The sequence below is a fragment of the Helicobacter jaachi genome (genome assembly GCF_000763135.2).
Lineage (GTDB): Bacteria > Campylobacterota > Campylobacteria > Campylobacterales > Helicobacteraceae > Helicobacter_C > Helicobacter_C jaachi.
Window position 1 is genome coordinate 1 of record NZ_JRPR02000017.1, and the last position, 10,523, is coordinate 10,523.

A 10,523-nucleotide genomic window follows, 5' to 3' on the forward strand; every position below is an offset into this window, starting at 1 on the left:
TGATTATAGAAAATGTAAGCACAGATTTAGCCAAGGCGATTAAAAGCGTAGCAAAACTAACAAATGCCAAAATAACAACTAAGCCAAGTGCTAAAAAGCAAAAAGACGGCGCGCTAAAAGCGGCACTGAAAGATTTGCAAGAGGGTAACATAACCAAGTGGGATAGTCTTCAGTCATTTAAAAAAGCTATGCAGAGCTAAAATTACAAAGAGCCTAACATGTATAACCTTGAGACTACTAAGCGGTTTGATAAACAATACAAGAAGTTGTCTGCCAAAGACAAAGAGCAAACACTCAAAATAATAGAAAAACTGCTTGCAGGAGAGAGACTAGAGCCGCGATACAAAGACCATAAACTACAAGGCATATATAAAGACTTTCGAGAGTGCCACATAAAGCCCGATTTGCTTTTAATCTATCAAAAACACGAAGACATCTTAGTGCTAGCCTGCATCGCATTAGGCAGTCATAGCGACCTATTTTAGCTCCGGGCTGGATTCTATAGCTGTGATAAATTAGCAAAATTCATGAATCTAGCAGACTAATTTTGCCCTTGTGCGTGGTGATTTTGCCTTGATTTTTAAGCATTTTAAGCGCGCGTGATAGCGATTCTGGGCTAATGCTTAGCTCCTTTGCGATGTGGCGTTGGCTAAGCGTGGCAAGCTTGTGTGCGTGCGTGTTGAGGTAATGCAAAAGGCGCGATTGTAGATTTTGATTAGATTGGGCGATGTGAGATTCTAAAATGCGCACTTTCTGGCAGAGTGAAGCGATAAATAGCAAGCATATTTGATTATCCTGCAGGCAATGTGCGTGAAAGCTTTCAAAACTTATGCTAATAATCTCACAATCCTCGATACATTCGGCATTTGCAGGGTATGAGAGCTGCATAAAAAAGGGCATTTCGGCGATAAATTCAGGCGCGCTAAGCGTGTGGATAGTGCGTTGGGTAGTTTGATGAATGTCTTCTTTGCTTTTATACAGGCGCACTTTGCCCTTAAGGAGTAAAAACAAATATCTCGCCTCCTGCCCTTCAAAGAATAGAATCTGCCCCGCGCTATAGTGGCGCTTGCGCCCGATTTGGCTTAGTGTTTGGAATAGCTCTTGCATATTTGTCCTTTTAATCTTAACAATAATCAAGTTTTTTTCAATCATTTTATCTTAGCATTGCGCGTAATTTTAATATAAAGGATTGGCAATGGAGGCTTTATATCCATATTTTTTAACAATTCACTTAATATGCGCCATTATATTTTTGGGCTATATTTTTACCGATGTAGTCTTGCTTTCTCCACTAAGGAGGCTGCTTGGCGATGAGGCAGCGGATAGAATCTTTAGCATTATTATGAGACGGGGCGTAAAAATTATGCCCATATGTGTGTTGTTATTAGTTATCACAGGTGGCGCGATGATAAGCCGCTACATAGGCAGCTCGCAGGGATTTTTTGAGACACATTTGCAAATGCTGCTTGTGATTAAAGTGGGCTTAGCGCTCTGCATTGTGGCGATGGTTATCACTTCGCTTGTGTGCAAATTTTTAGGTGTAAGAAACCCTATCGGTGGTATCATTCACCCTGCAGTTTTGGTGCTTGGATTTTGCATCGTAATCCTTGCAAAACTCGCATTTTATCTCTAAACTTTTAAGGAGTGGCGATGAAGCATAAAGACATTGATATGGATTCTATCCGCAGGCTTATGGATATTTTCTATGGCAAGATACGCGCGGATAAAACAGGGCTAGGCGATATTTTTAATAATAAAATTGGCACAAGCGAGGAGGAGTGGAGCGCGCATAAGGCAAAGATTGCAAGCTTTTGGCAGGGTATGCTCTTAAGTAGCGGGGATTATAATGGACAGCCGCTCAAGGCGCATTTGGAGTTGCCACCATTTCCGCGCGAATTTTTTGCCACTTGGCTCAAACTTTTTGAGGAGAGTTTGAAAGAAGTGTATGAGAGCGATGAGCCTGTGGCGATTATCCTGCACCGCGCACAGATGATAGCCCAACGATTTCAATATATGATTTATGAGAGCGGGTATAATCATTAAAGTTTTGTGTAGCAATCGCGCATTTAGGTGATTTAGCAATTTTTTATAGGGCAAATAGTTGGAGGGTAGAAGTGGAGAGCGCATTTGGATTAATAGCTTTTGTTTTGCTCTGCGCGTTTATGTGCTATAAGGTGTATATGCTTTTTAAGTGAGGGCATACAATCTCGCATAATTGCGCGCCTTTTAAAAGCCAAAGGCTAAAAATATAGCCTTATACCTAGCATACTTGTGGGGTGCAAATCACTAGCGCGCACATTGTTATTAAGCAAATTTACTCTAACAAGCAGGGCGAGATTCTGTTTGAGATTAATGCTAAAAGTAGTGTCAAGTAGGTGGTTAAAGTGCGTTGGGCTATAAGCTCTAAATTTATATTCGGCAGTAAATTTAAGGCGTGCATTATTTGATGCCACTATGCCAAGCACCGAAGAAAGCGCAAAATCGCCCTTATGCATATTGACAAAAAATGTCGGCTCAAGCATATAATACGCATAGGCAATATCGCCAAAATCAAGCGATAATCCTCCGCCAAATGCTGCAAAATAATGCAAAGATGTGTCATTAAAAGTGCGGTTAAAGCCCGTTTCTAAACGATAGGAAAAGGGTTTAAAAAATTTGCCCATAGGCGCTATTGAGGCAATGGATAAAATATTTAGCTCATAAATCTTTGCGCCTTTAAAATCATGCGTGCTAGTATCATAAAAGCCTAGCGCGCGCATAAACTCAATTTGCGAGCCTTTGAGATAACCTATGTCATTATCGGTAATATCATGGAAAGTGATACGAAAATCAAGCGCTGGGTGCGTGCCTTGCGCGTTATTTAGCACAAGGGGCGTTATTCTCAAACTGCGATTACCCTCCAAAATATTAGCAGGCTCTTTAATTGGCACAGGCGTGCTTGCACCTAGCTTTGAGCGCATAGAGGCAAGCTCGTGGGCAATATGCGTGTAAGTGTCTTTTTCTAGCTTGCCCTTAATGAAGCGATATTCGCTTAATTCCATAGCAGATTCTAAAATATATTGCTTGCTTTGTGTGTTAAACGCGGGATTATCAAGCATTTGCGCCATTTGCACAGAATCTAGCGCGGTATTGGCAAGCTTTTTTGCCATGCTTACTTCTTTAAAGCTCATTAATTTTTCATACGCATAAAGCTTGGTGCGCTTACTTGGGCGATAGGTAAAGTTTGTGATGAGATTAGCGCGCTGCAGGGCAAAAATGGTCTCTGGCGGATTAACTTGATAGATAAACTCATGGCGTAATTTTAGGCTAGGGCGCGCGACTTCAAGCAGCCACAGCACATTATATGAGCAGTTTCTATGGAAAAAATAATATGAGCTAAAGCCATCGCTTAGCTCCCACATATGTTTATAGAGCTGCATAATCTCATCACGATTAAAATTAAGCTCATACTCCCACATATCGCGTGCTTCGGTGTTTGAGTATTCTTTGATTTTATTATAATAGGGCAGTATGTCATAGCTCCCTGTATAGAATCCAAAAAGTCCCTTAAATGCGAAAATAAAGGCATTTTCTTGGCTCTGGTCGGCATCGGCTTGATAATTTATTGCAAAGGCGAGTAGGCGGGATTGAAATACAGAATCTAGCAGCAAAAATGTATGTCCAAACATCGAGGCGGGCGAATTAATATGCGCTGAAGGGAAAATCATGCTCGCCTTTGTGGGCGCGATATAATTTAGCATAGCTTTAAATTCTGCGCAATCTAGTTTGGGCAAATGCGTAAAATCTAAATGCTTTGAGAGATAGGCAAATCGTGCGGGGAAGCGGCATAGCGCGTGATAATCTTGTGGCTCAATGGAACGCGTGGGGAGCTTTATATCATATTTTTTATACTCCTCAATCACTACTTTGCGCTTATCAATAATGGCTTGAGGCACGACTATTTCACTTACAGGCTGATAAAATGCCCTAATGCTTGCCTCAAGCTCATCTTGGGCTAGGTGCTTAGAATCTGCAAAGTGCGGCGTAAGAAAAAAGTAGGGTGAAATAATTTCGCTTGTATTTTTATCGATGTGTAATAAATCTTTCCACTCTTTTGTGTCTGCTAAATGCAATTCTCGCGCCTGCTGCAGCAAATGCTCAATGGCTTGCATTTGCGCTGGAGTTATAGAATCTGCTTGAGTGGGTGATACATTTGGAGAGTCTGCAGATTCTGTATTTATAGAATCTAGCGCATGAGAATCTAAAGCGTTAGAATCTGGGGCAGTGGAATTTGCTTTTATAGAATCTAGTGCCGCATAATGAATATTTTCCTGAATATCTTGCGCAAAAACACAAGCCAAACTAAAGATATAAATTAAAATTAATGGGGATAAAAAACGCATAGATTAAATGAATAAAATTCTTGAATGCCCTCTAGATTCTATAGAATCTAGAGGAGAGGCATTATAAAGAAGCAGCTCCATCAAGCACATCTGCGCTTTGAGCATTTTTGCTTGCATAGAGTTTGTTGTAGTTTTCTTGTAGTGCTACTTTAAATGCTTCTTTTTCTGTTACATTCAAAAGCTCTACAAGTGTATCAAGATGCTCGCCTTTACCTTGTGCGATTTCTTGAGAAAGAGAGTCCATATTTGCAGCTACAAACTCTTGTGTGCGGCTATCCATAGCGATTGAGCCACTTTTACAGCCAAGTGTTCCTGAAGTGATACCAAATGTTTGGTTCCAAGAAGTGCTGTTTGTAGTTACTTGCAATAGATTCCAAATAAGACCTTGCTTGTCGATAAGGTATGAACCAAGACCGCAACCTGTGTTAGTGTTTGCCGCAGCAAAAACACCGCTTACCAAACTTGAGCTAAGAGCCAAGCTAACAAGAATTTTTTTCATCATCTGTCCTTTTTGTGGGATATGTTTCAAAAGAAACGCCGCATTCTACCAAAAAAAAAAAAATAGGCAAATAGTACAAAAAAATGATTGTTAATCACAAAAGCGTTTAAGTATTTCATCATAAGATTCTATGCGTCTATCGCGCAAAAATGGCCACATACGGCGCACCTCCTCGCTGCGCGCTAAATCAATATGCGCATATAAAATCTCCTCTGCCTCCTCACTAGCTTGCGCTAAAAGTTCGCCTTGCGCACCAAAGGCAAAGCTTGAACCCCAAAAGCGTATTCCGCTGCCCACACCGCTTATATCTTTTTCAAAACCTACGCGATTAATGGCTAAAGTAGGTAAGCCATTAGCAATGCTATGCCCCCTTTGCACGGCAATCCACGCTTGCTTTTGCCTTGCTTTCTCCTCTATACTATCCTCATCAAACCACCCAATGGCTGTGGGATAAATGAGCATTTGCGCACCTTTTAGCGCCATTATGCGCGCCGCTTCAGGATACCATTGGTCCCAGCAGATAAGCACGCCAAGCTTGCCTAGACTCGTGCAAATAGGCTCAAAGCCCAAATCGCCCGGAGTAAAATAGAATTTTTCATAAAATTGTGGGTCATCAGGAATGTGCATTTTGCGATATTTGCCAGCAAGTGAGCCATCTTTTTCAAACACAAGGGCGGTATTGTGATAAATGCCTGCTGTGCGCTTTTCAAAAAGTGAAGTGAGCAGCACAATGGAGTGTTTTTTTGCCAGCGCGCTAAAAAAGGCTCTATCTGCGTCAAAATCGCTAGCATAGTCAAAAAAGCGTGAATTTTCACTTTGGCAAAAATATTCACGCGTGTGCAGTTCTTGCAGTGCGACAAGCTGCGCGTCAGAATCTGCAGCCTCTTTAATCATACGCGCGCTAGATTCTATCATCGCTTCTCTACTGCCTTTGTATGCCTGCTGCAAAAGCGCGACTTTAATGTGTGAGGGGGTATTCATAGAATCTACTCCTCATCATCATATTCGCTATCAGGATTGGCATAGTCGTCATCATCATAATTGTATGAGTAGTCTTCATCGCCCTCATAGTCCTCATCATAATCCTCTCCATATTCCTCCTCGTAGCCATCATAGCCCTCTTCATTGTCAAATTCATCTTCATATTCATCATCTAAATCTTGCAAATCATCAAAATCCATTTTTAATCCTCCTTGAGTATATCTTGAACTATCTCACTTGCAATGGTTAGCCCAAAGCTCGCCGTTACAGCGCTAAAGCTGCCTAGTGGCTTGCAGCGTGGCACTTCAGGGCTAAAGACGGCTTTGAAAGGCTTTTTTACCCTTGCTTTTTTGAGATTATCACGCAATTTGCGCGCGAATTTATCCCCATAGCTTTTCCAAATATTATCCACGCGAATATTTAGGGGGCTTAATTTTTTTGCGCTACCTGTGGAGACAAGATACTTGCCAAATGGCTTATTTGCAGCAATTTGCGCGATTTGCACTTTAGCATTTATATCATCAATGGCATCAATTATATAATCAAAAGTCATAATATCAAAGGTATGGAGAAATTCCTCATTTACGCGCTCATTTATGGGCTTTACGCCCTTATACATATCGGCTAATACATGCACTTTAGATTCTCCCACATGCTCTGCGCCGATTTGTCGGTTTTGGTTAGTTACATCAAAGTAATCTTTATCCACAATGGTGATATTCTGCACGCCACTGCGATAGAGGCAATCTAGTGCAAAGCTCCCCACGCCACCAACGCCAAACAACACCACGCTTTTACTTTGCAAATGCTCAAAATGCGCGCCAAAAATAATGCGCGAGCGTGTGAATCTATCAATTACTTCACTCATTTATCTATCCACGAGCAGAGATTGGCATTATCCTCATAGCTTGTCATATCAAGCTTAATTGGCGTAATGGACACATAATGTTCAAATGTCGCTTTAAAATCCGAGCCATTGGCATATAGCGTATCTTTGCGCTCCTCCCATTGCAGCGGGTGCAAGCCTAGCCAGTAGTATTCTTGCCCGCGTGGATTGCGATGCAGGTGTGCTTCATCGGCATAGATTCTATAACCCATTTGCGTGATTTTGTATCCTTTGCATTCCTGCGGGGTAATGGGCGGGATATTGATATTAAGAAATTTGCGCTCCCCTAGCGGATAGCCTTTTTCAAAAATCATTGTAATAATGTCTTTAATGGCTTGTTTGGCAAGGGAAAAATCACAATGTTTTGTGCGATTTCTATCGTCCATAATTTGTGAGATAGCTAGTGAGGGAACGCCCTGAATGCACGCCTCCATAGCCCCTGCACAAGTGCCAGAATAAGTAATATCCTCTCCCATATTTGAGCCTAAATTGATGCCAGATACTACCAAATCAGGCTTAAAATCCTTATACAGCGTGTTTAGAGCCAAATACACGCAATCACTAGGCGTGCCATCATCAAGCTTATAAAAATCATCATCAAGCCGCACAAAGCTTAGCGGGCGTGTGAGAGTTAGCCCATGCGCGCAGGCGGATTTTTCGCTTGCAGGCGCTACAATCATAATATGCGCTATATCGCTTAAAGCCTCTCTTAGCGCGAGTAAGCCGCTAGATTCAAAGCCATCATCATTAGTAAGTAGAATTTTTTTCATACAATATCCTTAAAATAATCTTGCAAAAGTGCAGTGAAATTTTCACAAAGCGGAGCTTCAAAGTGATGAATTTTATCCAAAAGCTCTTGTTTTTTGCGTGTAAATTCTTTTTGCGCGCCCTCTAAGCCAAGCAGATTTACATAGCTATTTTTATGCGCGTCATTATGCGTAGTTTTGCCCGCCTGCTTAGTATCAAGGCACACATCAATAATATCATCACGCAATTGAAAATAAATGCCAAGCTCTAAGCCAAAGGCATACAACGCAGCAGTGAGTTTAGAATCTGCATTTGCAATAATAGCGCCAAATTCTAGCGCGGTGGCGATAAGTTTGGCAGTTTTGTTTGTGTGAATGATTTGGAGTTGCTCAAGGGAAAGCTTTGTATCCTCAAACGCACAATCAAGCACCTGCCCTAGCACCATACCGCCAATGCCCGCATTAAGAGCTAGGGCATGTATGAGCGCGAGTTTTGTTTGCGCATCTAGCCTTGCTTCCGTAAGTAAGGCAAAGGCGTAGGTATTTAGCCCATCGCCTACAAGCAGAGCAAGCATCTCCCCATACTTTGTGTGCAAAGTGGCATGCCCGCGCCTAAGAGAGGCATTATCCATACAGGGCAAATCATCGTGGATAAGCGAATAAGTATGAATACACTCAATGGCAAGTGCGGGAAGATAGGCATTTTTAATCATTTGCGGCGCGAGGGCGTTAGTTACGCAAAAGAGCAGGGCAGGGCGGAAGCGCTTGCCACCATTTTTCATCATCTCCCACAAAGCCACTTCATATTCTAAATGAAAGCTTGGAATGCGCGGCGCTTGCTCAATGAGAAATAACTCAAAATCTTTTAGAATCTCAAAAATATTTTGCTGCATATTTGCTCCCATTTCTATTTTTACACTTACACTTTGATGAAAATCTCAAGATTATCGCGCATAATTAAAAGCTGCATTTTGCCCTCAAATCGCTCATCAAAACGAGATTGTGAAAGCAGCCATTTAAGCCTTTCAAAGCGTTTATGCGCGCTAGTGGTTTGAGACGTGATAATTGGCTCTTTATTTATCCATAAGATTCTATCGCCCGCGCGTAATTGGCTAAAACGCCCAGCCATAGCGGGATTAATAGACACAATGGTCATATTTTCATCAATATTAATGCCAAAACGCTCCAAAAATGTCTCTTTTAGCAAAAAGCCTCCATATCTTTGGCTTACACGCACGCTAAGAGTGAGAATCTTACCTTTGCGTTTAAGCGTTACTTTAGCTAGAGAATCTTTTTTAAGATTGCTGATAATCCATTCGGCTTGCCCGCTGTTTAGGACTTTTGTGCCATTAATGGAGAGCAATTCATCGCTAGGCTCAAAGGGATTATTTGGCATAAAGGGGTCAATAGTGCTAACAATAGCCTTGCTAGATTCTAAACGAATGCCCAAATCACCATAGTATGGGGACTTTTGCGCAAGAAATCTATCAATATATTTTTTTTCTATAAATTTGCCATTGCCCACGCCTAAGCCATAAATCTGATAGCAGATATTGCCTAGCACGCCATTAACTTGCGTGGGCGCTGAAAAGTGTGCATAATTAAGAAAGCCATTTTGTCGCTTAGTGATATGCCCTACATGCACTTTTGGGCTAGCTGAAATGAAGGCTAAATTTTTATCATTTAATGTGCGAGAATCTAGCGTGAGCAGCTCATAGCTTTGCTTTGTGCGGGGCAGGGCGATAAGGTAGAGTCCAATAAATCTATCGGCTTTTAGGATTTTTACATGTTGAGGTGGCTCTAGTGAAAATAAGATATGGCTTTGCTGCGCGCCATTTTTTAGGCTAATGGCATAGCTTGAGCCAACAGGCGTGCTAGCTGCTTTAAAATATTTAATACAATGCGAATAGTCATACGCGCGCAAACACGCCAAAGAGGCAAGAAAAATAAAGCAGATTCTAAAAAATACTAAAGTATGCTTATCCATTTGGCTTTCCACCAAAGATATTTAAGCCCCCACCAAGTCCGCTAAGCAAATTAAGTGCGCTTGATTGTCGATTATCCTCCACGCTTTTGCGCAAATCATTGAGCGCGCTTATAAGCAGAATCTGCAGAGATTCTCTATCTGCTAGCAAACTTTGGTCGATGTCAATATCAGTAATTTCTCCATTACCATTACAGCTCACACTCACTAGCCCGCCGCCACTTTTAGCTGTAAGGGTAGTTTGCTTATTTTGCTCCTCTAGCTCTTTTATAGAATCTTGCATCGAGCCTAGCATCGCTCCAAACTGATTTGTGTCAAACATTTTGCACCTCCACGCTATATGTCATTACTGATTGATAGAATCTGATTATGTTCGCCCACCTGCACGATAGTTGGTTGATAGTTTTTAAGCTCATCTTGTGTATATGTCGCATAGGCAATAATGATGATAATATCACCCACCTGCACTTTACGCGCCGCAGCACCATTTAAGCAAATCTCTCCCTTTTTGTCGCCATAAATCACATAGGTGCTAAAGCGCTCACCATTGTTGATATTGACAATTTCTACTTTCATACCTGCGGGGATATTTGCGCTTTGGGCAAGCTCTTTGTCAATAGTGATTGAGCCGATGTAGTTGAGATTAGCATCGCTCACGCGGGCGCGGTGGATTTTGGAATAGAGCATTTCAAATTGCATAATGTGCCTTGCTTTGTGGTTTATACTTTTGGTGAGGCGCGATTCTAGCATAAAAGTATTTCATTTTGTCTATTAATTTGATGTTAGGGCTTAAAAGATATGTTTGATGGTCCATAAAAGCGAGTTATTTGAGCGTATATGCTGCAAGAAGTCGCTAAAAATTATCAAAGAGGGTATAGAAATTATGCAGCAAAGCACGGGCGGGATATGATAAAACTTTGTAGGATTTATGTAAATTTTCATTTTCTCCTAAGCCCACTTTAAGCTTTAAGCCTGTAATATTTCACTCCCATTTGATTGAGCTTCTAGTCTCTTCTCTTAGGTTTTCATTACAAAGTTTTTAGTT

The 10,523-nt window shown here is 41.4% G+C and carries 15 protein-coding genes; 4 read left to right on the forward strand and 11 right to left on the reverse strand.

Translation table 11 applies throughout. The annotated features are described in order from the left end of the window. Together LS71_RS09525 and LS71_RS09135 are read left to right on the forward strand one after the other, a co-directional pair. A partial coding sequence (locus LS71_RS09525; protein ID WP_194145698.1) for a hypothetical protein occupies positions 1–200 on the forward strand: 200 nt, incomplete at its 5' end. A gap of 18 nt (positions 201–218) precedes the next feature. Beyond that, on the forward strand, positions 219–485 hold the full coding sequence (locus LS71_RS09135) for a type II toxin-antitoxin system RelE/ParE family toxin (RefSeq protein WP_034356464.1): 267 nt from the start codon (positions 219–221) through the stop codon (positions 483–485). 40 nt (positions 486–525) lie between these two features. Here LS71_RS09135 and LS71_RS09140 read toward each other — a convergent pair whose 3' ends face one another. Continuing rightward, positions 526–1,107, reverse strand: coding sequence for a Crp/Fnr family transcriptional regulator (locus LS71_RS09140; protein WP_034356461.1), 582 nt, complete (start codon positions 1,105–1,107; stop codon positions 526–528). A gap of 88 nt (positions 1,108–1,195) precedes the next feature. Here LS71_RS09140 and LS71_RS09145 point away from each other — a divergent pair, with 88 nt between their 5' ends. Next, positions 1,196–1,633 carry a copper resistance protein CopD gene (locus LS71_RS09145; protein ID WP_034356458.1) on the forward strand — a complete coding sequence of 146 codons (438 nt, stop codon included), beginning with the start codon at positions 1,196–1,198 and terminating at the stop codon, positions 1,631–1,633. A gap of 17 nt (positions 1,634–1,650) precedes the next feature. Further along, on the forward strand, positions 1,651–2,043 hold the full coding sequence (locus tag LS71_RS09150; RefSeq protein ID WP_034356455.1) for a group III truncated hemoglobin: 393 nt from the start codon (positions 1,651–1,653) through the stop codon (positions 2,041–2,043). Positions 2,044–2,240: 197 nt separating this feature from the next. Here LS71_RS09150 and LS71_RS09155 read toward each other — a convergent pair whose 3' ends face one another. The 10 genes from LS71_RS09155 to panD all read right to left on the reverse strand — a co-directional run bounded on the left by LS71_RS09155 (position 2,241) and on the right by panD (position 10,177). Beyond that, the gene (locus LS71_RS09155) at positions 2,241–4,340 is read right to left on the reverse strand and encodes an Lnb N-terminal periplasmic domain-containing protein (RefSeq protein WP_238700401.1); all 2,100 of its coding nucleotides are present in this window, start codon (positions 4,338–4,340) and stop codon (positions 2,241–2,243) included. A gap of 103 nt (positions 4,341–4,443) precedes the next feature. After that, positions 4,444–4,881 (reverse strand): DUF3015 family protein, encoded by a 438-nt coding sequence (locus LS71_RS09160; RefSeq protein ID WP_034356452.1) that lies wholly within the window; start codon positions 4,879–4,881, stop codon positions 4,444–4,446. A 90-nt stretch (positions 4,882–4,971) separates the two neighbouring features. Then, positions 4,972–5,862 (reverse strand): carbon-nitrogen hydrolase, encoded by an 891-nt coding sequence (locus tag LS71_RS09165; RefSeq protein ID WP_034356449.1) that lies wholly within the window; start codon positions 5,860–5,862, stop codon positions 4,972–4,974. A 5-nt stretch (positions 5,863–5,867) separates the two neighbouring features. After that, positions 5,868–6,062 carry a hypothetical protein gene (locus LS71_RS09170; RefSeq protein ID WP_034356445.1) on the reverse strand — a complete coding sequence of 65 codons (195 nt, stop codon included), beginning with the start codon at positions 6,060–6,062 and terminating at the stop codon, positions 5,868–5,870. 2 nt (positions 6,063–6,064) lie between these two features. Then, complete coding sequence (locus LS71_RS09175; protein WP_034356443.1) at positions 6,065–6,730, reverse strand: ThiF family adenylyltransferase; 666 nt, start codon at positions 6,728–6,730, stop codon at positions 6,065–6,067. Continuing rightward, positions 6,727–7,518: a 5'/3'-nucleotidase SurE gene (surE, locus tag LS71_RS09180; protein WP_034356442.1), complete on the reverse strand. Its 792-nt coding sequence runs from the start codon at positions 7,516–7,518 to the stop codon at positions 6,727–6,729. The genes LS71_RS09175 and surE overlap by 4 nt, the downstream gene beginning before the upstream one ends. After that, a complete protein-coding gene (locus LS71_RS09185) occupies positions 7,515–8,387 on the reverse strand; it encodes a polyprenyl synthetase family protein (RefSeq protein WP_034356441.1) in 873 nt (290 codons plus the stop codon). The genes surE and LS71_RS09185 overlap by 4 nt, the downstream gene beginning before the upstream one ends. A gap of 26 nt (positions 8,388–8,413) precedes the next feature. Next, positions 8,414–9,481, reverse strand: coding sequence for a DUF7488 domain-containing protein (locus LS71_RS09190; RefSeq protein WP_052058169.1), 1,068 nt, complete (start codon positions 9,479–9,481; stop codon positions 8,414–8,416). Beyond that, complete coding sequence (locus LS71_RS09195) at positions 9,474–9,800, reverse strand: YbaB/EbfC family nucleoid-associated protein (RefSeq protein WP_034356440.1); 327 nt, start codon at positions 9,798–9,800, stop codon at positions 9,474–9,476. The genes LS71_RS09190 and LS71_RS09195 overlap by 8 nt, the downstream gene beginning before the upstream one ends. 14 nt (positions 9,801–9,814) lie before the next feature. Then, the gene (gene panD / locus LS71_RS09200) at positions 9,815–10,177 is read right to left on the reverse strand and encodes an aspartate 1-decarboxylase (RefSeq protein WP_034356467.1); all 363 of its coding nucleotides are present in this window, start codon (positions 10,175–10,177) and stop codon (positions 9,815–9,817) included. Between the last annotated feature and the right edge of the window lie 346 nt (positions 10,178–10,523).

What these genes read in the sequence shown, in the direction of transcription:
- LS71_RS09135 (WP_034356464.1), top strand. Translation starts at nt 219, where the DNA reads ATGTATAACCTTGAGACTACTAAGCGGTTTGATAAACAATACAAGAAG.
- LS71_RS09140 (WP_034356461.1), bottom strand. Translation starts at nt 1,107, where the DNA reads ATGCAAGAGCTATTCCAAACACTAAGCCAAATCGGGCGCAAGCGCCAC.
- LS71_RS09145 (WP_034356458.1), top strand. Translation starts at nt 1,196, where the DNA reads ATGGAGGCTTTATATCCATATTTTTTAACAATTCACTTAATATGCGCC.
- LS71_RS09150 (WP_034356455.1), top strand. Translation starts at nt 1,651, where the DNA reads ATGAAGCATAAAGACATTGATATGGATTCTATCCGCAGGCTTATGGAT.
- LS71_RS09160 (WP_034356452.1), bottom strand. Translation starts at nt 4,881, where the DNA reads ATGAAAAAAATTCTTGTTAGCTTGGCTCTTAGCTCAAGTTTGGTAAGC.
- LS71_RS09165 (WP_034356449.1), bottom strand. Translation starts at nt 5,862, where the DNA reads ATGAATACCCCCTCACACATTAAAGTCGCGCTTTTGCAGCAGGCATAC.
- LS71_RS09170 (WP_034356445.1), bottom strand. Translation starts at nt 6,062, where the DNA reads ATGGATTTTGATGATTTGCAAGATTTAGATGATGAATATGAAGATGAA.
- LS71_RS09175 (WP_034356443.1), bottom strand. Translation starts at nt 6,730, where the DNA reads ATGAGTGAAGTAATTGATAGATTCACACGCTCGCGCATTATTTTTGGC.
- surE (WP_034356442.1), bottom strand. Translation starts at nt 7,518, where the DNA reads ATGAAAAAAATTCTACTTACTAATGATGATGGCTTTGAATCTAGCGGC.
- LS71_RS09185 (WP_034356441.1), bottom strand. Translation starts at nt 8,387, where the DNA reads ATGCAGCAAAATATTTTTGAGATTCTAAAAGATTTTGAGTTATTTCTC.
- LS71_RS09190 (WP_052058169.1), bottom strand. Translation starts at nt 9,481, where the DNA reads ATGGATAAGCATACTTTAGTATTTTTTAGAATCTGCTTTATTTTTCTT.
- LS71_RS09195 (WP_034356440.1), bottom strand. Translation starts at nt 9,800, where the DNA reads ATGTTTGACACAAATCAGTTTGGAGCGATGCTAGGCTCGATGCAAGAT.
- panD (WP_034356467.1), bottom strand. Translation starts at nt 10,177, where the DNA reads ATGCAATTTGAAATGCTCTATTCCAAAATCCACCGCGCCCGCGTGAGC.